Here is a 22597-nt window from a genome sequence, read left to right as displayed (position 1 = left end):
CACTTAAATTAAACATATTGAAACAACAACTTAAGGGATAGCTAACATGCACCTAAACCAAGGAAGAGTGGCCAAGAAGGTTTTTACACTCAGTACTCTCACCGCGTCATGCTTGATGGCGTTCAACAGTTATGCGGCTGTTGATTGTTCAACGTTAGAAACGTGGGACTCTGCCACGGTGTACACCGGTGGTGATCAGGTTTCACATGACGGCAGCGCGTACTCAGCAAATTACTGGAATCAAAACAACAATCCGAGCCAATTTGAAGGTGACTATGCACAGTGGAAAAAACTGGATGTGTGTAGTGGCAATGGAGGCGGTGGTACACCAAATGAAGCACCAACGGCTTCGTTAACAACGCCAACGGCATCAGATGTGATTGTTGAGGGTGACAACGTCGTATTAAGTGCAACAGCACTGGACGCTGATGGCAGTGTTGCTTCAGTAGAATTCTTTGTTGATGGTTCTTCGGTCGCGGTTGTGACAGCGGCACCATTTGAAGCGGCTTGGGCTGCAACGTCTGGTAACCATCAGATTTCAGTTGTTGCAACGGACAATGAAGGCTCAGTAAGTGTTACAAGTGCGGTTTCTGTTTCTGTTGATTCAGCACAACCAGGTAATGAAGCACCGACAGTTTCAGTTGCGCTCTCAGCAGCCGCGGTCGATGTTGGTGGTGTGGTAACGCTTACTGCAACAGCAGCAGACAGTGATGGCACTGTCGATAAGGTTGATTTCTACGTAGCAGGTGCCCTTGTGGGTACAGCAGCGACAAGCCCATACACATTAGACTACACAACGACTCAAGCCGGTTCTTTAGCGGTTTACGCGAAAGCAACCGACAACCAAGGCGCAATGGCTGATTCAGCGCTGGCTTCTTTGACGGTTAACGGAGCTCCAACGGTGAGCACTTGTCGTCCTGATGGCCTGTATCAAACTCAAGGTGTCGATGTACCTTACTGTACGATTTACGATGATGAAGGTCGTGAGAAGATGGGTGCAGATCACCCACGTCGTGTGATTGGTTACTTCACAAGTTGGCGTGCAGGGGACGACCCACAAGCTGCTTACTTAGTAAATGATATTCCTTGGGAGCAACTTACACACATTAACTACGCTTTCGTGAGCATTGGCTCAGATGGCAAAGTAAATGTGGGTGATGTAAACGATCCTGAAAACGCAGCGGTTGGTAAAGAGTGGCCGGGCGTTGAAGTTGATCCTACCTTAGGCTTCAAAGGTCACTTTGGTGCGTTAGCGACAGCGAAGAAAAAACACGGTGTTAAAACGCTAATCTCTATTGGTGGTTGGGCTGAAACCGGTGGTCACTTCGCGACTGATGGCAGTCGAGTTGCTGATGGTGGTTTCTACACTATGACGACAAATGCTGACGGCTCTATCAACCATCAAGGTATCGAAACATTCGCAACTTCAGCGGTTGAAATGCTACGTAAGTACCAGTTCGATGGTCTGGATATTGATTACGAATACCCAACCTCAATGGCGGGTGCTGGTAACCCATACGACAAAGACTTCATGGAACCACGTCGTCAGTACCTATGGGCTTCGTACCAAGTATTGATGAAAGTGCTGCGTGAGAAGCTTGACGTGGCGTCTGCGGAAGATGGCAATCACTACATGTTAACTATCGCAGCTCCTTCTTCTGGTTACCTACTGCGCGGTATGGAAACATTCGACGTAACCAAATATCTCGATTACGTAAACATCATGTCTTATGACCTTCACGGTGCGTGGAACGATCACGTTGGCCATAACGCTGCATTGTTTGATACAGGTAAAGATTCAGAGTTAGCACAGTGGAACGTTTACGGCACTGCGGCTTACGGTGGTATCGGTTATCTGAACACGGATTGGGCTTACCATTACTTCCGTGGTTCTATGCCAGCAGGTCGTATTAACATCGGTGTGCCTTACTACACACGTGGTTGGCAAGGTGTAACCGGAGGCGAAAATGGTCTTTGGGGCCGAGCTGCACTTCCAAACCAATCTGAATGTTCAGCAGGTACCGGTGAAGGTGAGAAGAACAATTGTGGTCATGGTGCAATTGGTATCGACAACATGTGGCACGATACCGATCCGAAGGGCAACGAAATGGGCGCGGGCTCTAACCCAATGTGGCACGCTAAGAACTTAGAGAAAGGTATTTGGGGCTCTTACGCTGAGGCTTACAAGCTTGATCCTGTGAACGATCCATCTGATGTTTTAGCAGGCACTTACACGCGTAACTATGACAGCGTGGCGGTTGCTCCTTGGTTGTGGAATGCAGAGAAGGGCGTATTCCTTTCAACGGAAGATAAACAGTCTATTGATGTGAAAGCAGACTACGTTATCGACAAAGAGATCGGCGGCATCATGTTCTGGGAACTAGCAGGGGATTATAACTGTTATGTACTCGATGCAAGTGGCAACCGAACGTCTATCGATACGACCGAACAAGCGTGTAATAGCGGTAACGGTGAGTTCCATATGGGTAATACAATGACGAAAGCTATCTACGATAAGTTTAAGTCTGCGACTCCATACGGAAACAAAGTGGCGACTGGCGCTATCCCGACAGAAGCGTTAGATATTACGGTTTCAGTTGGTGGCTTCAAAGTCGGTGACCAAAACTACCCAATCAATCCTAAGATCACGTTTACAAACAACACCGGTCAAGCACTTCCGGGTGGTACCGAGTTCCAGTTCGATATTCCTGTGTCTGCGCCTGATAATGCAAAAGATCAATCGGGTGGTGGTTTGTCTGTGATTGCTTCGGGTCATACTCGTGCGGATAACATCGGTGGACTAGATGGAACCATGCACCGAGTAGCGTTTACTTTGCCAACATGGGAAGAGCTTCCTGCTGGCGGTGTGTATGAGCTAGATATGGTGTATTACTTGCCAATTTCTGGCCCTGCTAACTACGCGGTAAATGTCGGTGGTGTTGATTACGCGTTTAGCTTCGAGCAACCAGATCTACCATTAGGTGATATCAGTTCAGGTGGCGGTAACCCTGGCGATGGCGGCACTAATCCAGGTACATGTGATACAGCGGGTTTAGCGGTTTACCCAGACTTACCTCAGAAAGATTGGGCGGGTAATCCAAGCCATGCAAACACAGGCGACCAAGTGGTTCATAACGGTAGTGTTTACCAAGCAAACTGGTGGACAAGTTCTGAACCGGGTAGCGATGGTAGCTGGACTCAAGTTTGTTCTTAATTTAATGCTAAGCAATCTATTTATAGATAATAGAGCGTAGTAATAGGTAATAAATGCGAATGCTTTTAAGTCGATCTATCAGGACTTTAATATAAATTAAGTCATCAATTTAGACGTAAAATTAAAACGCCGAACTGAATCCAGTTCGGCGTTTTTGTTATAAGTCACAGATTACGTATAGAAACCCTTAAAAATATCGACACTCGTTCAGTAAAAAATAAAAACATGATATAAAACAGTCTGTATATAAGAGAAGTCACAGCGTTACCTGAAATTATAAATCTACGGGGTAATCTTGAAAGTCAGACGTAAATACATTCTTAATTTTTCAATTGCGCTCGCCGTCGTGTCGATGATTCTTTCTGCATTTCAATTTAATCGAACTGAAAGGTCATTGTTGGAATCTAACCAACTGTTTTTTCGTACGATTGTGAACGCGAGTTACGATATTGTCGACACCACAGTTAATGAGGCGATAAAGACATATCTCAAAGGAATTACGGATACCGTTGCGTCTCACGTATGGCATACCAAGCCAGAACAAGAAGTTGAACAGGTAAGCCAAATTGCCCGTGAATTACACATTGGACAATCGGGTTATATCTATTTAATGTCTCCACAAGGTGTCCACCTCTATCATCCATTCTTGCAAGGTCAGAAGCGCGGACATCTTACTCATATCCAAAAACAGCTCACTATTGACTCTGGCATGATCGAGTACTTTCACGCGAATCCTCATGAAATAAGCCGCAGAGCCAAAGTCGCTTATTCGATGAGGCTCCCGAGTGGCAACACTTTGGTTGCGACGACCTATAAAGAAGAATTGATGTATTTGGTCGATCTTGAAGGTTTAAAAGACAAGCTTAGAAAGTACGCGTTTGGTGATAGCGGATATGTGTACATTGTCGATCTGCAAGGTAACTTAGTGCTTCATCCAGATTATGAACATAAATCATTGAAATCCTTAATAGGTTACTCGTCTGAACTGCTTATTGATCGAATCGCCACCAAATCAGAAGGGCACTTCAGTTACTCGATTTCCAGTGACAGTGGCACGACAAATAAAAACATCTTCTACAAGTTTTACCCTTATCTGAATTGGGTCATTTCTGCAGGTATCTTAGAACAAGAGCTTAATCGAAATCACAGCCTCCTGTTTATTAGTTTGATGGCTTTGGTTGTAAGTTTACTGAGCATTATTATCGTGTTGGTGCTTTACCTGCGGCATCGCCATCTCAAAGTTTTGGATGTTGCGAATCTTGATTACCTAACAGGGCTGCCTAGCAGACGGAGCTTTATCGAGCAGCTAAAACTGAAAATTACTCAGAAGTCACCTTATCCGATAACGAATATCGGTGTCATCTTGCTTGATATTGACCATTTCAAACGGGTGAACGATCAATATGGTCACGCTCAAGGCGATCGGGTTATCTGTGCGGTCGCAAAATCACTCCAGAGATTTGCTAACCGCCGTCGTTTGATTGCACGATATGGTGGTGAAGAGTTTATTTTGGTGACGTTTGATTGTGATGAACATGAATTATTTGAACTATCAGAGGCGTTACGGCTATATGTTGAGCAACTTCAAGGCTTGGTGTCTCCGGTGACAATCAGCGTTGGGTGTTGCCATGCTCCGGCACTGACTGATATTGAAACCGCTATCGACAAAGCCGATAAAGCGCTTTATCAAGCCAAAGAGAGTGGCCGCAATAACACTCAAGCGTATCGAGAGAGCGAATATCGCGTTGCTTACATGTGATAGGTTGAAACCCTCGATGCACGTAAAGATTTGATGCACACAAATCGTGATTTTGAAGCTGACAGATACAAAAAAGCCCAAATAGATTGCTCTATTTGGGCTTCTTCAGAATTATTTGAAATGCTAATCGCTAATTTAAGCTTTCGCTGCTTTCATCGCTTCCGTTTTTTTTTCCTTTTGCATTTTTGCAAGGAAGTAGATGTTTACACAAGCGATGAAACCGTTGGTCGCGACAACTGGCCATGCGTCAATCATAACGCCGTATGCTGTAAAGAGTGTACAGCCAACAAAGTTAAGGACACGCAGACGAACGATATCTTTCATTGTTAATGAAATTGCGACCATAATAGACGCAGCGTAACCTAAAATTTCAACCATATTGAATTCCATTGTTTGACCCTCTTAAATTTGCCGATACTTTGTCGGTACCAATTCTTCTCTTCATGAGATGATTGAGGAAGCTCCGTGCCTCGAATGGTCTGGTTTTGTTTAACGGGATGAACTATACCAACTCTGTTTTTGTGATTAAACCCCCAAAACAGACAGAAGTGAAGGTTAGCGATTACGCAAACGTTTAATGACCTTTCTATTAACATAATTACTATTTATGTTGGAGGTTGAATTGATAGTTATTCTTATATGGGTAAGGGGTCCACGAATGATAAAACGATCCATTTGTGCAACAAAAAGCATAAGAAAAGTAGCGCAGCTAGCTTTGATAGCGATTGGACTGACAGCATGTACCACTCAAGAATTGCCGCCAACGCACAATTATGGTGTGGTCACCAGTGGTGATTTTGAGTTCATGAAACACGGAGTGATGACGTACTCGTGGCACCCTGAATCAGAGCAGGTTTACCTTTCTCAAAAATACGATGAAACTGTGGTTACCGATTTAGTGCGTGAGTCGATTCAAGAGCAACTCTCTAATAAAGGTTACCAGTTAAAACAGGATGGTGTCGGCGATGTTGTTGTCGGTTTTGGGTTGGCGGAAGAATCGGAACTGAACGATGAGTCGATCTTCGATACGATTAAGTTATCTACTGGTGTGCCATTTTACGATGGTGAAGGTAAAGTAGCCGAGAAAGGCTCTTTGTACATTGCGTTTTTCGTGCCTAACTCTGAGGTCGTACAATGGCAAGCATTAGCACAGTCTGGCATCCAAACTGATCTAGAGCCAAGCGAAAGAAAACAGCGCGCTACTGGCTTTGTTGAAATGTTATTTAGACGCATTCCTGAGCGATAGAGTTAGGTGTTGGACACATTCGTTGAGTCAATATTAGTTGTTGAAAATATGGTCAGATCGCAGATTAAACTTTTTTATTTGTAACGAACGGTACAAATACGTAAAGCAACGTAAAGTTCGCGCTTCTTTTGCTAGCATTTGTCTATACTGCTCAAAACGTTAACTTAGGTTTGATTCAATGAAACTGTTTTCCAAATACTCTCTCCCTCTATTAAGTATATTCATTGTAAGTAACGCAGCGATGGTAAGTAATGCAGCTATCGCAGCACCTTCTATAGTACCAAGCCCACCTAGCCTAGGGGCAAAAGGGTATGTGTTAATTGATTTTAATTCTGGTGATGTGCTGGTAGAAAAAAATGCACACACTAAGTTAAACCCAGCAAGCCTAACTAAGCTGATGACTAGCTATGTTGCTGGCCAAGAGATGAAGCGAGGCAACATCTCTGCGGACGACCAAGTTCGTATCAGTGAAAACGCGTGGGCGAAGAACTTCCCGGACTCTTCAAAGATGTTCATTGAAGTTAATACTGATGTGGCGATGATGGACCTGTATCGTGGTTTGATCATTCAATCGGGTAACGATGCCAGTGTTGCGATTGCCGAGCACGTAGCCGGTTCACAAGATGCTTTCGTTGATTTGATGAACTCTTGGGCGACTTCTCTGAAATTGGAAAATACCCATTTCGCTAACGCACACGGTCTAGATGCCGAAGACCTCTATTCGACTCCTTATGATATCGCGCTTCTTGGTCGAGCGATTATTAAAGATCTTCCAGATGTGTATGGCTTATACAGCGAACGCTCTTTTAGCTACAACGGTATCACACAGCACAACCGTAATGGCTTGCTTCGTGATAGAAGCTTAACCGTTGATGGCATGAAGACAGGCTACACATCTGGGGCTGGCTACAGCTTAGCGAGCTCAGCGACACAGGGTGAAATGAGACTTATCGCGGTGGTTATGGGCGCATCGAGCGTTAAGAGCCGTGAGTCAGACAGCAAACAGTTGTTGAGCTATGGTTTCCGTTTCTTCGATACACTAAATCCGCATCAAGGCGGTGATCAAGTGGCTGAAGAGAAGGTGTGGTTTGGTGATCAAGACACATTGAAGTTAGGTGTAGCAGAAGACACGTTTATTACGTTGCCTAAGTCAGACAGCAAAAAGCTGACAGCATCCATCGAGCTTAACTCTGAACTGAAAGCGCCAATTGCAGAAGGTCAAACTCTAGGTGTGGTTCATTACACCGTTGATGGTGAAGATGTTCAAACTCAGCCTTTGATCGCGCTGGAAGCGGTTGAGCAGGGCGGTTTGTTCAAACGTTTAATGGACTACGTTAAGCTGTTCTTCGCGAGCCTATTCTAGATAGCGCTTCTACCTAGTTAAAACGAAAAACCTAACGGGCGTTGTGAGTCAATCACAACGCCCGTTTTTAATTTTGTCAGCCCGAAAACCGTGTTGGCTGCTTTCTTTATTAGCCGTGGAGAGCGGTTTCGATTACTATACGCAAAATTTAGCAGTGTAGTCACTTATGACGATAGAGATAAAGAACATCACCGAACCCGAAGTAACCTGTGCCAATTGTCAGGCATGCTGTTGTCGTTTAGAGGTTATGATCATCACAGATACGGGCGTACCTGAAGAGCACATCGCTTACGATGAGTGGGGCGGTGAAACCATGAAGCGCTTAGATGACGGTTGGTGTTCCGCCGTAGATAGAGAAACACTGATGTGTACTATCTATGAAAACCGACCATGGATCTGTCGTGAGTTCGAAATGGGCTCTTTTGAATGCGTTGATCAGCGCAAAGATGTAATGGGCTAGGCGTCTGCAGTATTGAAGTTAGTAACGAAAATACGCTACTGAGCTTTGATAAGCATATTAAAAATTAAATATCAGGGTTCTATATCTTAAGCAGATGTAGAACCTTGATGCGTTTTACGAGATCGAATATTTAGTGAGATAAGAGTTTTAGTTCGATAAAAATAACTTAGAACTCAGAAGGCACTTCAAACTCCATCCATTCTCCAGTTGTTGGGTGAATCAACTTTAGGTAGCCAGCGTGCAGGTGTAAGCGATCGCGTTTGTATCCGTATAAGTCGTCACCACGAATCGGAACACCAAGCCCTAATGGATGAGCACAGTGCACTCGCAACTGGTGGGTTCGCCCTGTTTTAGGGTACAAGTGAACCTTGGTTTTCCCATTATGAGTGCCAACCGCTTGCCAATGGGTTTCTGCGTTTCGGCCGTGTTCATGGCAAACCAGTTGTCTTGGTCTGTCTGTGATGTCGCCGCGTAACGGCAAGCTAATATCACCAGAATCACCGTGGATTTCACCATCAAGCAGAGCTGTGTAACGCTTCTCGACTGTTCTATCGATGAACTGCTTTTGGATGTGTTTGTTGGATTCGGCAGTCAACGCCAATATCAACAATCCTGATGTCGACATGTCTAACCTATGGATGATCAAAGGGCCAGTGGCATTCGGGTAGCGCGCTTTAATGCGAGTGTAAACCGAGTCTTCGATGAACTTACCCGGAACCGACAAGAACTCCTCAGGCTTGTTCACGACCACGATCTCGTCATCTTCATAAACAATATCAAACGACTTACCCACCGCAGGGTTTACGATAAGCGGATTATCTTCTAACTCAATACCGCTTAGCTGGTGGTCGAGAATCTCGAAGCTTTTGCTCTGGCAAACAGGGTAAAGGTTTCCGTGTTGTCGAATGATATCCGTTGGCGGCAATCCCCACCAAAACTCAGCCAAAGCTAAAGGTTTAAAACCGTGCTCAAAGGCAAAATTAAGCAGCTTGGGTAGGCAGCAGTCACCTGAACCCTCTAGTGCGTCTTTGCCATCTAATAATTCACGCAGGCTCTTTGGCTCTGCTGCTTGGTTGATAAAGCGATAATGAGACAAACGTTGCGTTTCTAACTCAGCTGAAACTGTTTGGTAGTCTTGCTTGCGGCTTTTGAGATCGCTTTCTATGGCATCAACTTGTGACTGATGTTCTGCGATCTTCTGTTTCCACTCAATTCGAAGTGCTTTTAAGTCTCGCTTCTCTTGGCTGCTTTGGTTGCCCAACTGTTTAAGCAGGTCAGCCGCAGACTCTAGGTTCCCCAGTTCTTTCTCTCGGTTAGCTTGCTCTCTAAGCTCATTACGCTGTGCTTTGTTGGCAGCCATAGTGAGCTGAAAGGCTTCTATTGCTTTACCCGCGTCGTTTTTAAGTTCGTTCAGCGTTGATGTTAGTTCTTCTAGGTTGTGAGTTTGCTCTAGGTTGGCAATGTCGTTAGCTAATGTCGCTTGTTGGGTTAATCCTTGCGTGTTTAGGGCTTCAAACTGCTGCTTATCAAAAGCAGAAGGAACGAAGGCGATACTCGATAGCTGAGGTTCCAAAGATGAATCTAGCTGCAAACCTGCAAACGCAGAAAGGTAACCCAATTCTTGAGTTTGAGGATGTTGAACCAGAAGAATGGCATAGAGGTTACCTTGCGATGTTTCATTCACACCACAGTCCAGCAGTGACTGTTGAAGCTGCTGCATCGCTAATTCGCACACTGGATGCGGAGTATAGTAATACGGGAATGTAAAACGCTCTGGCAGAGCCAACGCTTGATTCGCTGTTTGGTTTAACGTGCGCAGTGGTGTGTATTGAGCAAGGTTTGCTGACATGAAGATCAAACTCTATGGGTATTCTGGTAGAGCTCGATATTGTTGTCGAAATGAAGGCAAATGAGAAGCCAAAGCGGAAGATAAATCAGCTTTGGCTTCATTTAGATTGTTATGTTCATGCTATGGGAGCATTGAATGGAACAAATCTTGATTAGTTAGAGTGTTCTAACTCTAGTTGCTCCGCTTTTTGGTAAGCAGGGTGACTTGCTAAAAGATCACCGTACTTAGCAATATTAGGGTAGAGCGCAGTAGCGCCAAAGTTACCCACGATTTCTACGATGAATGACATCATGAAATCGGCACCAGTGAGTATTTCACCTACAAGATAAGTTTTGCCTTCAAGTGCTTCGTTAACGAAGGTTAAGATCTTTTGATTTTCGTCGTCGGCATAACCACCAAGGAAGTTTGTCTTGCAGCCGTCTTTCATCACAAAAATCTTAAGCAGCATTGGCAAAATACCTGAGCTTTCAGCAAAGTGTAGCCATTGTGAATATTCAACATACTCAGCTGTACCACGTTCCGGTGCAAATTTGCCTTCGCCAAACTTGTCGATGAGGTACTCAGTAATTGCGCCAGATTCACTGATCACGATGCCATCGTCTTCAATGACTGGAGATTTACCAAGAGGGTGAACAGACTTCAGTTCTGGTGGTGCTAAAAACGTGACACTGTCTCGTTGGTAAGGTTTGATTTGATAGTCGACACCAAGCTCTTCCAGTAGCCAGATGATACGCTTCGAACGCGATTTGTTCAGGTGATGTAAAGTAATCATAATTCTGCCTATTCTATCCTTGAGCTATTTTGGTTCGTTAGTTTTGATAACAAGTTTGCCGAAGTTCTGACCTTCTAAAAGACCCATGAATGCTTGTGGTGCTTCATCTAGTCCTTCAATTAGGTGCTCACGGTAGTGCATTTTTCCTTGAGACAGCCATTCGGTCATTTGAGTTGCAAATTCGTTGTAACGGTGTGCGTAGTCATCAAAGATGATGAAGCCTTGCATCTTAATGCGCTTAACGAGAAGAGTACCCATTAGGCTAGACATGCGATCTGGGCCTTCAGGAAGCGATGTTGCGTTGTATTGAGAGATAAGGCCGCAAACAGGAACACGAGCGCCTGTGTTTAGAAGAGGCATTACTGCATCGAATACTTTGCCGCCAACGTTTTCAAAGTAAACGTCGATGCCGTTGTCACACGCTTTCGCCAGTTGTTCTGCAAAGTCGTCTGCCTTGTGGTCGATACATTCATCAAAACCAAGAACCTCTTTTGCGTACTGGCATTTTTCTTGACCGCCAGCCACGCCAATGACACGACAGCCTTTCAGTTTACCGATTTGTCCAACAGTTGCGCCTACAGGGCCTGTCGCTGCCGCCACAACTAACGTGTCGCCTCCTTTCGGTTGGCCGATATCCAATAAACCCATGTAAGCGGTAAAGCCTGGCATACCCATGATGCCTAGTGCATAAGAAGGGTGGCTTGGCTCTTTACCTAATTTGATAAGACCTTCGCCGTTAGAAACACCATAATCTTGCCAACCTGTGTACGCCAATACCCATTCGCCAACTTCGAAATCAGCGTTGTTTGACGCTTCAACCTGACACACGGTTGCACCAACCATCACATCATCAATAGCAACTGGGTCTGCGTAAGATTTCGCATCGCTCATTCGACCACGCATGTAAGGATCAAGAGATAGGTAAACCGAGCGAAGTAACATCTCGCCGTCATCAAATTGATAAGAGGGCGGGTGATTTCTTTTAAGTTAAAGCAAGTAAAAGCGAATAAAGCGCATTCCGCGATATTAGCTTTCACCTTTTAAAATGCGTTCGGTTAGGCTCAAAGCCGACTGTAAGCTATGCGAACTCTGGCTCAGCTTGCTTAATAAGCTGGCGCCTAACCACATTGAGTATAGGTTCTGAGCTGCTTCTTGGCTGTCTTCAACCCTTATAGAGCGATCTCCAATACCACCAACAATGCAGTGTTCGATGGTATTCGTGACTTTCTCAGCACCTTTTAACAGCGCTTGGCGCATTGGATCAGAGAGATCAGAAACTTCCGCACTGAGCTTAACGACCAAGCATTTATGAGCATTACAGGTGCCGTTTTCGGTCTTCGCCCATAGCGAAAAATAGCTCAGGATTCGCTGATAATGATTACCTTCACCGTGCACTAAAATTGCTTCAATCTTAGTGATGTAGTTTTCAAAATAGTGCTGAATCAACGCCTCGCCAAATTGCTCTTTAGATTTAAAGTAGTGGTAAAACGATCCTTTCGGTACGTCCGCTTCTTTAAGCAATTGTGATAGGCCAACGCCATTGAAGCCGTTGTTCACTATTAATTGATAGCCAACATTTAAAACATGCAGGCGTGTGTCATTCGTTTTTTCGTTCATGGGTGGTACTATAAGTTAAATTAGACCAGTCGTCTAGTGGTCGGTTTCGAGGGTATATTTGGTTGTTGTTAAAGTAGCTAAGTAGCTCAATATCTAAAGAGGCTTCAAATGTTCAGATATAAAAAAGCCCCAACATAGCGCGTATGTTGGGGCTTAAATCAGTTACTTCGATTATTTGATAGAGATGAGTTCTACATCAAAAATCAGAGTCGATGATGGTGGGATAGGGCCTGAACCGCCTTTACCGTAGGCTAGAGTGCTTGGAATGAATAGACGAACTTTTTGGCCTTCAACCATGTAAGTCAAGCCTTCTTGCCAGCCTTTGATTACTTGCTTAAGGGCAAATGAGATTGGCTCGCCACGCTCAACAGAGCTGTCGAAAACAGTACCGTCGATCAGCGTACCGTGGTAGTGAACCGTTACTTTGCTGTTCTTAGTTGGGTGTTCTGTGCCAGTACCTTCTTCAAGTACAAGGTACTGTAGGCCGCTTTCAGTCGTAATTACGCCTTCTTTAGCGCCATTCTCGATAAGGAACTGTTGACCTTGTTCGAAGTTTTCTGCACCAGACTTATGATTCGTCCAAGTACGGTAAATCATGAAACCCGCCAAAAGAAAGACAATGACCGGGATGACAAATTTAGACATAGTAAAACCTATTTATATTGAGTGCTGAATTTCGTAGTTAATACTGAATGTGTTAATCAGTCGGCTTAAGCCGTGATTATGGTTGAGTCAAAAGGTAGTTGATCGTTTTCGCGATACCAGCAACGTCTTGGTGGCCAGCTGTCAGCACTTGGTATTTACCGTTGATGATAAAGGTTGGTACTGAGTTGATCTGACCTTTCACTGAGATCTCTTCTGCTTTTTTAACGTAGTCGAAAAGAGCGACTTGCTGTTCTTTGTTCAGTTGGTATGGGCTAACCAAACCACGAGAAGTAAACGCTGTCTCCAGCGCTTGTTGACGCTGCTCAGGTGTTGCATCTGCACCCATTTGAACGGCACCAAATAGGTCGTCCATGAACGCGTGGTCAGGCGTCGCATCAAGCTGCATCACTGCTGTGTAGTAGATCATTGCGCTGATTTGAGCGCTTTCGTTAAACGTCACGTGCATCTTGCCAATGGTTTGGTCTGTTAGAGATTCAATCTCTGGAATGGCACTTTCCATTTGACGGCAGTGACCACAGTTAAGAGAGAAGATTTCAGTGATCGGAGACAAGTTAAATTCGGTTAGAGCAGTAGGAAGCGCTTCGTATTGAACACCTTTTTGTGGCTCGTCTGTTTCACTACAACCCGCGATGATAAGTACGGCAGCGAGTGCTATGATGAATTTAGTAAATGGTTTAAACATAATGTTTGCTCTAGCGTTGAGAAGTCGTGAGATTCTAACTATTTAGTACGAATTGGAAAACAATTATAAGGTAAATAAATGCAAACAGTTCGAACTAGCGAGTTAAGACAGTCTAGTTGACGGTTAACTGTGATCAATAGCACTTTTTTTGATGCAGGCTCTTTTGTCGAAAGTTTTCGTCTAAAGTTTTTCCCTCGGTGCCGATATAGACATTAGTGAATGGTTTATCTGCATGAGTGGTTGGTGAAGTAATGAGATATTTAGCAATAATGTTAAGCATAGCTTTGGCAGGGTGTGAAACGACATTACCAACGGGTATGTTGGGTGATGATATGCTAGAAACTGCGCCGCAAACCGATTACGACTTGATGCATCCTGAATGGGGTGTGGTTCAAACGACTCATGTAGCAAGCAATCGTGGGTACTCAATTCAGAGCAGCACTCATCAACAAAGAACCATCACGACCAACTACGGACGTGGCGTTTCGACTAACGACCCACTGGAAGTCTTTTTAAGACAAAACCGTATCGATTTTGAAGTGTTGCCGGGTAACCATGTGATGGTAAAGCTTGAGCAGCACGTGAACTTTAAAACAGGTTCAGCATTCCCTGAGCCAGCTTATAATCAATGGCTAGATACGCTAGGCAGCTACCTTGCTCAGCGCCAAGATATTGATGTGGTGATTGAAGGGCACACCGATAACACGGGCACAGATCGAATCAATGATCCGCTTTCAGAGCAGCGCGCAAAAGAAGTGAAGGCTCGATTAGAGAGTAACTATGTGTCGAGTCGTTCCATCTATACTCGTGGATTTGGCGAATACGTACCAGCTTGCACCAACGCTTCTGCGCAAGGCAAGGCGTGTAACCGCCGTGTGGAATTGATGCTGATTGTTGCGAAGTAGTGGTTTGAACTTTCGCGCCTAATTTGAAGCGATTAACGCCAAATAACAGACATAAAAAATCCCTCATATTCGAGGGATTTTTTGTATCTAGATTTTGTTGCTTTATTGCTTATGCAAACTGCTTTTCTAAGTAAGTCACGATATCTGAAGATTCGTACATCCACTCAGTTTTGCCGTCTTTTTCGATACGTAGACAAGGCACTTTCACACGACCGCCGCCAGCTTCAAGCTCTGCACGGTGTTGCTCGTTGTTTTTTGCATCACGAAGTTCAAATTGAACCGACTGACGTTTCATCGCGCGGCGCACTTTCACACAAAATGGGCACGCTTCGAATTGGTATAACGTGTGCGCTTTTGCTTGCTCATTCACTTTGCTTTGTTCTTCTTGAGAACGCTTTACACCACGTGGGCTGAAAACAAAATTCAATAACAAGATGACACGACCTAAGAACCAACGGATAAACTTCATAACTCTCTCTACATATTTAAAATTAGCGTTACAATTTGCAGCATTATATACACAAGTTTTGTCAGATGCTCGCAACAAACCGCTAATATCTATTTTGTCCGTTCGATCGTGTGAGACTTAGCCACATTTAGCCCTAAACGCTTCGACAGTCGAGTCAGGTTTGCTCGGTCGGTTTTCAGAACTCGTCCTGCTTGTGCCCAGTTAAAGTTGGCATCTTCCAATACCTCAGTAATGATACTGCGTTGAAAATCGTCAGTTGCACCACGCAACCCTGCAGAGAGGTCGATCGTTGGTGTCGATAATGGTGTGTTTTTCACCTGTGTCGTCGCAATAGGCTGGTCTTGGTCGAGTGGACCACAATCTTCCTTGGTGATTGTCACCAAGTTTTTATTGGTGCTGCGCGCTAACGCTTTCAATGCTGAACGACTGATCACGTGCTCAAGTTCACGTACGTTACCCGGCCAACCATAACGGTTTAGGAACGAAAGAACGTCAGAGCGGAACTTAACTTGGTTGATACCAAGCTTACGACGCGCTTGTTCTAAGAAGAAACCCGCTAATAGGCTGATGTCGTCACCACGATCTTTCAGTGCAGGCACCGCGATAGGGTACACACTCAGTCGGTGATATAAATCAGCTCTGAATCGGCCGTCTTCAACTTCTTGCTTTAGATCTCGGTTAGTCGCTGCCAATACTCGCACATCAATGGTTTGAATGTTGTCTTGGCCAACAGGTTGAATTTCGTTGTTTTGTAGAGCACGTAGTAGTTTACTTTGCGCGGCCAAAGGCAATTCACCAATCTCATCTAAGAACAGTGTGCCACCATCGGCTAACGCAAACTTACCTAAGCGGTTTTTGTCTGCGCCAGTAAACGCGCCACGAACGTGACCAAATAGTTCACTCTCTACCAAGTTTTCAGGAATTGCAGCACAGTTTACGTAGACGAGTGGGTTACGCTTGCGTTGAGATTGATGGTGCAGGGTACGAGCCACAAGCTCTTTACCAACCCCGGTGTCACCATGAATCAAGATATTAAACTCAGACGGCGCGACAACAGCAATGTCGTTCTTAAGCGCGGCCATGGTGTCACTGTTACCAATCAACTCGCCGCCGTCACGTTCCCACGCTTCGACGTTCAACTCTTCCAGTAATTGCTTTGACTGTTTTGCTTGATGCTCAAGTTGCGAGAAGGTCAGTGCCATCTGCATAGTTGACGCTGCAATAGCTGCCAGAACCTCAAGGTTGCGGGCAGGAATATTCGCAAATACATCTGGTTTTAGGCTGTCCAGGGTTAGCACCCCTAACAATTTGTCACCAAACAGCAGAGGCAAACCCATGCAGGCGTGCATTGGTAGATCGCCGTCATGATCGATCAGTAAGCCATCGAAAGGATCAGGTAGCGAGCTATCAGCATCAAAACGAACAGGAGAGCGTGATGCGCAAATCTCATCAAAACGAGGGTGTTCTGAAATGATAAAGCGACGACCGAATGTATCTCGGCTGAGCCCTTGCATTGCTATAGGTACTAGCGTGTCGCCTTGAAGGCTTAAAAGCGCGACACAATCACACGTTATGGTTTTGCGAATGGCATCGATCAGGCGATTGAAACGATCTTGATCGTTCACACCACTTGCGAGGCCAATGGTCATTTCCATGAGGGTAGATGCGGAGATATCTTGCATAAAAAACTCTAACTGTGTGTGTTTATCTACATAATAGAGTCTTATTGACTTAAAAAAAAGGTCTTTTTGACATTTTTATAAGATGTATTTTGAAAGGGAAACCAGTAATGACGGGGATTGATAAAGTTGGCACTGATTGTGCTAAAGAGACAGCGAAGCCCAATTATAGCGCTGATTAAACAGACTATTCTTGATCTCAATCAATCAGGTGGCATTAATCAGGTTTCGCGATTTTTTGAAATGAAAACGAGTCAAAATAACTCAGTTTCTAAAAATAACTCAGGTTTCAGAAAATCGATAAGTCATTCTTAATTTTTAGTAGTCAAAATGACATATAGGTCATAAGGCTCAGTGTTCGGAGTAAATTCATGCTTAACAATGCACATATCGAAATCATCAAATCTACTATCCCTCTACTTGAGAGCGCAGGCCCAGCTTTAACTCAGCACTTTTATCAACGTATGTTCACACATAACCCTGAGTTAAAAGATATCTTCAATATGACTCACCAAAGAACAGGTCGCCAAGGCGTAGCACTGTTTGAAGCTATCGCGGCTTATGCAAAGAACATTGAAAATCTAGCAGCGCTAACCACAGCAGTTGAACGCATTGCACAGAAACACACAAGCTTTAATATTCAACCAGAGCACTACCAAATTGTTGGTTTGCACCTGATTGAAACACTACGTGAATTAGCTGCTGACGCGTTTACTCCAGAAGTGGAAGAAGCATGGACAGCCGCTTACCTATTCTTAGCTCAAGTATTCATCGATCGTGAAGCTGAACTTTACCTACAGCGTAAGCAAGCTGTTGGTGGTTGGGAAGCAGCGCGTGCGTTTGTGATTGCAGACAAAGTCGAAGAGTCAGCGCTAGTAACAAGCTTCATCTTACAGCCAAAAGATGGCGGTGAAGTTCTGGATTACACACCAGGTCAATACATCGGTATTGAAGTGAAACCTGAAGGCTCTCAATACAGCGAGATTCGTCAATACTCACTGTCTGATAAGCCAAACGGCAAGCAATACCGTATTTCTGTCAAACGTGAAGGACAAGGTCAAGAGACACAAGGCGTTGTATCTAACCACCTACACGATACGGTTGCTGTTGGTGATGAAGTTAGCCTATACGCACCAGCGGGTGACTTCATGTATCAAGAGCGCAGCAAGCCAGTAACACTTATCTCTGCAGGTGTTGGTGTAACGCCGATGCAGTCTATGCTTGAGTTCCTAAATACGGAAGATAAAAACGAGCCAGTACTTTACCTTCACGCTTGTGAGAACGTAGGCCAACACTCTTTCACGACTCGTGTTAAAGATATTGTTGCCGACAAAGGTTGGGAAGCAAAAACTTGGTACATGAACAAAGACGAATCTGCATGTGAAAACACGTATCAAGGCCAAATGGATCTAGCGTCTATCTCTGATACTAAAGGCTTTGAAGAGAGCGATTTCTACATCTGTGGTCCTGTTGGTTTCATGAAGAACATCGTGGAACAACTAGACGCACTTAACGTTGATCGTTCACGCGTTCACTACGAAGTATTCGGCCCTCACGCTCACTTCTAATAGTTCTCGAGAGTTCTATTAACACTCGCCTGATCTATTAAAAGCCTTGCCTATTCAAAAGGTCTCACATTGTGAGGCCTTTTTTGGTTTGGTTCTCCTGTCTGACATATCGAATATTGGAGAATTCGATCGAGCAAACTAAGCTCTTCTAGCTTGGGTCTAAGAACGTTTGACCTTTTTAGACATGTAGTCAGTATCAAAAAACTCAGGCCAGTACATTTTCACGTAACCACCTGCAACCCAAATCACTAGGATGGTCGCGATGGTTAACTCGAAGAAACCAAACTTGTGCAGCCAATACCATTGCGGGTATTCCGCGCCGAAAAACGTAGTTAGACGATGCATGGCAATAGCGCTGATCACGGAAGGGAAAGTGACGGCAGCAATCGAAGGTTGGAATTTCAGACGCATCAATCGTATGTAACACAAGTAGATCAGCAGTGTCATGGTGATAGAAATACCAGCCAACGCGCCTGTTAGAATCGGGTCTGGGTTGTCGAAGTTAACCAAGTAAGCCGCTAAAGAAAGGTTCACAGGTGCTGCCATGATGGCTAAGGTTGGTCTTGCTCGGCGTGGCAGGTTTCCTTCGAATACCAAGCGGTACAACACCACTGGCAGCATTAGGAAATAGATACCGATACAAGTGGCCGCAAGTGTTTCTGAAAAAACGGTGTGCCCAAATTGTGAGCCTGCTAAGGAACTGCTGATTAACCCCACCGGATACAGAAACCAACTCGGTACAATGTTCGACATTTTGAAGTTGATGATCTGGAAACTAAAGAACAACACCATCATGGTAAAATGCAATAACAACGCGCAGAACCAGACTGGGTAAGCAATGACTGGAGAGATTTCGGCTAAATAGTCGCATAGAATCAATAACGCCATGCTCATTGGTGCCATCAAGCTTCCACTAAGCGGATGACGAATGTCATTGATGAAAGTATTAAAGCTGGTGAGATAACGAAGTAAAACGGGTAGCAATAACAGTGCGCCAAATGCAGCAAGGTAGGGGCGAATGATCTCACCAATGCCCGGGATATATAATGCCCAAGCTTGTCCTAACCCAATAACGCCAAGTGCTAAAGACGCCTGAGATGGCGGCACATTTTTTACTTGGGTTAACCTTCTCCAGTTCAACGACTTACTCCGACTTAGTTAATTAAAGACTTTTAGATTATTTGCTTTAGTTAGAGTGTGTAGGTCTTTCATCAATAGATTTTGAGGGCACTCAACTAATTTTGAGTGGATGATACCAAGTTTAACGTTTGCTTTTTTGATTTTGATACGGAATCGGGAGATTAAGCACGTTGAATGTGTGCTTTTTTTTCATGAGTCATTTGTAATTAACGTACTTCCTCTTTCTGAGGGAGATCTTGTTGTCTTAGTTTTTCGTTTTTCAGCGTACGGTTAAGCAGTTGACTGTAAATTGGCTGCCCACCTAACATTTGAGCAATGATTACCGCACCTAAGCAGGTGATGATCAACGGCAGGATCAAGTAGTAGTTATTGGTCATTTCTATAACCAACAGAATACCAGTGATAGGCGCTCGAACGGTGGCGGCGAATAATGCTCCCATGCCAGCAATGGCAAACATACCCGGTTCAATATTCAGTTCAGGAAAGAATGCCGCTGCGATAAGCCCAAACGCGTAACCAAAGAGTGTTCCTAGCGCAAGCATTGGTGCAAAGATACCGCCTGGCGCACCAGAGCCGAAACAAAGCAGGGTTGTGAGGACTCGGCCTAAGAAAATCAACAACAACACATTGGCGCTGTAGCTGCCATTCGTGATGTTCGGGATGATACCAATACCACCACCAGTTAATTCAGGTATATAAAGTAGCAACAAGCCAAAACAACCACCAAGTAGGGTACCTGTCATCAAGTAGCGTTTACGGTCATTCTTGTGTATCGCCACAAACAGGTCTTGGGAAAGCGTGATCAGCTTATTGAAAATTACACCGAACAGGCCGAACAACACACCTAACAACAAGAACAACCAAAGTGCATCGAGTTCAGGTGGCTGGTACTGAGGCATTGTAATAACGGCAGATTGACCATTGATAGAACGAAATACAATGTTGGCCGAAACTGCTGAGATGATGACGGCTTTGATTGATATGAGTGAGTAGCGAAACTGTGGTCTCATCTCCTCAACCACAAACATGATGCCAGCTAGCGGTGCATTGAATGCGGCGGCTAAACCACCAGCAGCACCTGAAGCCAACAGTGAGTGACGAGTGTCATCATCTTTAACTCGAAAGATATCTGTGACCATACGACCAATACTGCCGCCCATTTGAACGGTTGGCCCTTCACGGCCTAACACCATACCAGAGCCTAACGCGCCCATGCCGCCAAAGAATTTTACGGGTAATACTCTCCACCATCGAACAGGACGCATGCCGTCCATTGCGCCTTCGATTTCAGGGATACCTGAACCAGCAGCTTCTGGGGCAAAGCGGTGAACGAGGAAATAGCCAATAAAGGCGAATGCAGCACTAATAAGGAAAGCAGCAAGCCAAAGTGGTAAATGGCCACCGATTTCATCTTTCAACCAATCGGTACGAGTTTCTGTGATGAAATGAACCGCAACTTCAAAATAGGTACCCACTACACCCGCAAGTACACCCACAATACAAGAAAGAAAGAGAACCGAAGCTGGGGTCTTATCTCTTGAGAGAAATTGATTAATAGCATCCCTTGGCATTTTGGCTAGTAAGGACTGCTTAATTTTATCTCTTCTGGTCATAGAGATAAGTTTCCTGAATGAGTTAAGGCGGGGTTGCATTAAATTATACGCTTCCTCTGCATATCCTATAGCAACAAAGATGAAAAGTTGAATTTCATTTATGGAATGTACGTGTTACATAAATGGAATCTATGGTCAATAGTGGAATCACCGTCACAATTTTGATCGATTCTCTGGCGGTGGCTTGAATATCCCCAAAAATGAACCATAGTTAAATCGTAAAGCAACATAACGAACCGCAAGGAGAAGTGAGGTTTTACACACAATTTGGATGGATTCAGAAACAAAGTTTTAGTTCCTCGTTAAATGTTCAGGTCGATATTTAAGGCTTCCTGATTCGCGAACTCACGATTGAGTAACGAGGGTGAGGCGTACTGAGTAAGTACGCCTTTAGTTCGTCTGGAGCATCCCATTTCCTCATTCCGCTTCTACTGCTTTATCTCTTCTGATTGTTTTCGCACCAACCTCTATTAACGAATCTCAGTGTAAACAATCGATTGGGGTCAACTTTTTGGTGATTGAGTATATACTCCCTTAAAAAGGAGAACTGATATGACTAAAAAAGTTCCTACAAACATCATTACGGGTTTCTTGGGTGTTGGTAAAACGACAGCCATCTTGAACCTGCTAAAAAATAAACCTGAGAATGAAAACTGGGCTGTTCTGGTTAATGAGTTCGGGGAAATCGGTATTGACGGTGCATTGATGACAGATCAAGGCGCTTTAATTAAAGAAGTGCCGGGTGGCTGCATGTGTTGTACTGCGGGCGTGCCGATGTCGGTAGGTATTAATGCCTTACTTCGCCAAAAACCAGACCGTTTATTGATTGAGCCGACAGGGCTTGGTCACCCTAAACAAGTGATTGCGACACTGACTTCCGATCAGTACACGCCTTATGTTGATTTAAAAGCGACGCTTGGTTTGGTTGACCCACGAAATCTGTCTAATGAAAAGTACACCTCGAATCAGAATTTTAATGATCAACTAAATAGTGCAGATGTGATTCTTGGTACTAAGGTTGACCTTGTTCATTCTGAAGACATCGATGTGTTTAACGATTGGGTGACGGATCAAACGCCAGCAAAAGTCTTCCACAAGCTAATCCATGACGGTGAAGTGCCATTGGAAGTGTTAGACATTGAAAGAGTATACGGCAGTGCTTCCTCTCATATTGAAGCACATCATCACGATCACGCTGAACAAGAGCCTCAATTCCAACTTCCTCCCGGTGAAGCCTTCATCCGTAAAGAGAATAAAGGGCAGGGCTATTTCAGTTGTGGTTGGTTGTTTGGCGCAGAGCATAAGTTCGACTTCGATGCGCTATTCTCTATGTTGTCGGATCTAACCGCTGAACGTGTAAAAGCCGTCGTGAACACCGACCAAGGTTGCTACGCATTCAATGTGGCGAATCAAGTCGTGTCTGTGAACGAAATTACGCTTGATGGCTTTGAGTCTCGTCTGGAAGTGATCGACTCTCAGCTCATGCCATGGGGCGATCTCGAGCAGATTCTACTCAAGCTGTGTGGCATCAAATAGCCCTGTTTTTGCTGTTTGAACCAAGGATCTTGGTGTTTACCTCGTTGAAGGCGGGATAA

Annotated in this window: 18 protein-coding genes and 1 pseudogene; 8 read left to right on the top strand and 11 right to left on the bottom strand. The window is 44.6% G+C overall.

The window, feature by feature from the left end:
- Nucleotides 1–46 precede the first annotated feature (46 nt).
- Both A142_RS13780 and A142_RS13775 read left to right on the top strand, forming a co-directional pair.
- A complete protein-coding gene (locus tag A142_RS13780) occupies nucleotides 47–3214 on the top strand; it encodes a chitinase C-terminal domain-containing protein (RefSeq protein WP_019821985.1) in 3168 nt (1055 codons plus the stop codon).
- A gap of 295 nt (nucleotides 3215–3509) precedes the next feature.
- The gene (locus A142_RS13775; protein ID WP_019821984.1) at nucleotides 3510–4973 is read left to right on the top strand and encodes a sensor domain-containing diguanylate cyclase; all 1464 of its coding nucleotides are present in this window, start codon (nucleotides 3510–3512) and stop codon (nucleotides 4971–4973) included.
- A 135-nt stretch (nucleotides 4974–5108) separates the two neighbouring features.
- On the opposite strand, the gene A142_RS13770 is transcribed toward A142_RS13775, so the two are convergent.
- Nucleotides 5109–5363 carry a YgjV family protein gene (locus A142_RS13770; RefSeq protein ID WP_019821983.1) on the bottom strand — a complete coding sequence of 85 codons (255 nt, stop codon included), beginning with the start codon at nucleotides 5361–5363 and terminating at the stop codon, nucleotides 5109–5111.
- Nucleotides 5364–5631: 268 nt separating this feature from the next.
- Here A142_RS13770 and A142_RS13765 point away from each other — a divergent pair, with 268 nt between their 5' ends.
- From A142_RS13765 to A142_RS13755, 3 genes are all read left to right on the top strand, one after another.
- Nucleotides 5632–6219: a DUF4136 domain-containing protein gene (locus A142_RS13765; RefSeq protein ID WP_019821982.1), complete on the top strand. Its 588-nt coding sequence runs from the start codon at nucleotides 5632–5634 to the stop codon at nucleotides 6217–6219.
- A 178-nt stretch (nucleotides 6220–6397) separates the two neighbouring features.
- Nucleotides 6398–7582, top strand: a complete 1185-nt coding sequence (locus A142_RS13760; protein ID WP_019821981.1) for a D-alanyl-D-alanine carboxypeptidase family protein — start codon at nucleotides 6398–6400, stop codon at nucleotides 7580–7582.
- 166 nt (nucleotides 7583–7748) lie between these two features.
- Nucleotides 7749–8042, top strand: a complete 294-nt coding sequence (locus A142_RS13755; protein WP_019821980.1) for a YkgJ family cysteine cluster protein — start codon at nucleotides 7749–7751, stop codon at nucleotides 8040–8042.
- 166 nt (nucleotides 8043–8208) lie between these two features.
- On the opposite strand, the gene A142_RS13750 is transcribed toward A142_RS13755, so the two are convergent.
- From A142_RS13750 to A142_RS13725, 6 genes and pseudogenes are all read right to left on the bottom strand, one after another.
- A complete protein-coding gene (locus tag A142_RS13750; RefSeq protein ID WP_029405429.1) occupies nucleotides 8209–9891 on the bottom strand; it encodes an RluA family pseudouridine synthase in 1683 nt (560 codons plus the stop codon).
- Nucleotides 9892–10042: 151 nt separating this feature from the next.
- Nucleotides 10043–10663: a glutathione S-transferase family protein gene (locus A142_RS13745; protein WP_019821977.1), complete on the bottom strand. Its 621-nt coding sequence runs from the start codon at nucleotides 10661–10663 to the stop codon at nucleotides 10043–10045.
- A 24-nt stretch (nucleotides 10664–10687) separates the two neighbouring features.
- Nucleotides 10688–11614: pseudogene (locus tag A142_RS13740) on the bottom strand (NADP-dependent oxidoreductase); the annotation flags it as partial.
- Nucleotides 11615–11689: 75 nt separating this feature from the next.
- The gene (locus A142_RS13735; protein WP_019821975.1) at nucleotides 11690–12280 is read right to left on the bottom strand and encodes a TetR/AcrR family transcriptional regulator; all 591 of its coding nucleotides are present in this window, start codon (nucleotides 12278–12280) and stop codon (nucleotides 11690–11692) included.
- A 171-nt stretch (nucleotides 12281–12451) separates the two neighbouring features.
- A complete protein-coding gene (locus tag A142_RS13730; RefSeq protein ID WP_019821974.1) occupies nucleotides 12452–12925 on the bottom strand; it encodes an FKBP-type peptidyl-prolyl cis-trans isomerase in 474 nt (157 codons plus the stop codon).
- A 76-nt stretch (nucleotides 12926–13001) separates the two neighbouring features.
- The gene (locus A142_RS13725; RefSeq protein WP_019821972.1) at nucleotides 13002–13628 is read right to left on the bottom strand and encodes a thioredoxin domain-containing protein; all 627 of its coding nucleotides are present in this window, start codon (nucleotides 13626–13628) and stop codon (nucleotides 13002–13004) included.
- Between the two features lie 269 nt (nucleotides 13629–13897).
- Between A142_RS13725 and A142_RS13720 the strand changes: the two genes are divergently transcribed.
- Nucleotides 13898–14533 (top strand): OmpA family protein, encoded by a 636-nt coding sequence (locus A142_RS13720; RefSeq protein ID WP_029405428.1) that lies wholly within the window; start codon nucleotides 13898–13900, stop codon nucleotides 14531–14533.
- Between the two features lie 109 nt (nucleotides 14534–14642).
- Here A142_RS13720 and A142_RS13715 read toward each other — a convergent pair whose 3' ends face one another.
- Both A142_RS13715 and norR read right to left on the bottom strand, forming a co-directional pair.
- Nucleotides 14643–15002, bottom strand: a complete 360-nt coding sequence (locus A142_RS13715) for a glutaredoxin family protein (RefSeq protein ID WP_029405427.1) — start codon at nucleotides 15000–15002, stop codon at nucleotides 14643–14645.
- Between the two features lie 89 nt (nucleotides 15003–15091).
- Nucleotides 15092–16684, bottom strand: coding sequence for a nitric oxide reductase transcriptional regulator NorR (gene norR, locus A142_RS13710; RefSeq protein ID WP_019821966.1), 1593 nt, complete (start codon nucleotides 16682–16684; stop codon nucleotides 15092–15094).
- A 368-nt stretch (nucleotides 16685–17052) separates the two neighbouring features.
- Between norR and hmpA the strand changes: the two genes are divergently transcribed.
- Nucleotides 17053–18249: an NO-inducible flavohemoprotein gene (gene hmpA / locus A142_RS13705; protein WP_019821964.1), complete on the top strand. Its 1197-nt coding sequence runs from the start codon at nucleotides 17053–17055 to the stop codon at nucleotides 18247–18249.
- A 159-nt stretch (nucleotides 18250–18408) separates the two neighbouring features.
- Here hmpA and A142_RS13700 read toward each other — a convergent pair whose 3' ends face one another.
- Nucleotides 18409–19356 carry a TDT family transporter gene (locus A142_RS13700; protein ID WP_032545419.1) on the bottom strand — a complete coding sequence of 316 codons (948 nt, stop codon included), beginning with the start codon at nucleotides 19354–19356 and terminating at the stop codon, nucleotides 18409–18411.
- Nucleotides 19357–19595: 239 nt separating this feature from the next.
- Nucleotides 19596–21002, bottom strand: coding sequence for a H(+)/Cl(-) exchange transporter ClcA (clcA, locus tag A142_RS13695; RefSeq protein ID WP_029405426.1), 1407 nt, complete (start codon nucleotides 21000–21002; stop codon nucleotides 19596–19598).
- Nucleotides 21003–21554: 552 nt separating this feature from the next.
- Between clcA and A142_RS13690 the strand changes: the two genes are divergently transcribed.
- The gene (locus A142_RS13690; RefSeq protein ID WP_017069160.1) at nucleotides 21555–22538 is read left to right on the top strand and encodes a CobW family GTP-binding protein; all 984 of its coding nucleotides are present in this window, start codon (nucleotides 21555–21557) and stop codon (nucleotides 22536–22538) included.
- The last annotated feature ends 59 nt before the right edge of the window (nucleotides 22539–22597 follow it).

This window comes from Vibrio splendidus 12E03 (genome assembly GCF_000272105.2).
GTDB lineage: Bacteria > Pseudomonadota > Gammaproteobacteria > Enterobacterales > Vibrionaceae > Vibrio > Vibrio splendidus_I.
This window is presented reverse-complemented; position numbering and strand designations above follow the sequence as displayed.

Bases quoted from the DNA above. Each gene is read 5' to 3' on its own strand.
- A142_RS13780 (WP_019821985.1), top strand. From the start codon at position 47: ATGCACCTAAACCAAGGAAGAGTGGCCAAGAAGGTTTTTACACTCAGT.
- A142_RS13770 (WP_019821983.1), bottom strand. From the start codon at position 5,363: ATGGAATTCAATATGGTTGAAATTTTAGGTTACGCTGCGTCTATTATG.
- A142_RS13765 (WP_019821982.1), top strand. From the start codon at position 5,632: ATGATAAAACGATCCATTTGTGCAACAAAAAGCATAAGAAAAGTAGCG.
- A142_RS13760 (WP_019821981.1), top strand. From the start codon at position 6,398: ATGAAACTGTTTTCCAAATACTCTCTCCCTCTATTAAGTATATTCATT.
- A142_RS13755 (WP_019821980.1), top strand. From the start codon at position 7,749: ATGACGATAGAGATAAAGAACATCACCGAACCCGAAGTAACCTGTGCC.
- A142_RS13750 (WP_029405429.1), bottom strand. From the start codon at position 9,891: ATGTCAGCAAACCTTGCTCAATACACACCACTGCGCACGTTAAACCAA.
- A142_RS13745 (WP_019821977.1), bottom strand. From the start codon at position 10,663: ATGATTACTTTACATCACCTGAACAAATCGCGTTCGAAGCGTATCATC.
- A142_RS13735 (WP_019821975.1), bottom strand. From the start codon at position 12,280: ATGAACGAAAAAACGAATGACACACGCCTGCATGTTTTAAATGTTGGC.
- A142_RS13730 (WP_019821974.1), bottom strand. From the start codon at position 12,925: ATGTCTAAATTTGTCATCCCGGTCATTGTCTTTCTTTTGGCGGGTTTC.
- A142_RS13725 (WP_019821972.1), bottom strand. From the start codon at position 13,628: ATGTTTAAACCATTTACTAAATTCATCATAGCACTCGCTGCCGTACTT.
- A142_RS13720 (WP_029405428.1), top strand. From the start codon at position 13,898: ATGTTAAGCATAGCTTTGGCAGGGTGTGAAACGACATTACCAACGGGT.
- A142_RS13715 (WP_029405427.1), bottom strand. From the start codon at position 15,002: ATGAAGTTTATCCGTTGGTTCTTAGGTCGTGTCATCTTGTTATTGAAT.
- norR (WP_019821966.1), bottom strand. From the start codon at position 16,684: ATGCAAGATATCTCCGCATCTACCCTCATGGAAATGACCATTGGCCTC.
- hmpA (WP_019821964.1), top strand. From the start codon at position 17,053: ATGCTTAACAATGCACATATCGAAATCATCAAATCTACTATCCCTCTA.
- clcA (WP_029405426.1), bottom strand. From the start codon at position 21,002: ATGACCAGAAGAGATAAAATTAAGCAGTCCTTACTAGCCAAAATGCCA.
- A142_RS13690 (WP_017069160.1), top strand. From the start codon at position 21,555: ATGACTAAAAAAGTTCCTACAAACATCATTACGGGTTTCTTGGGTGTT.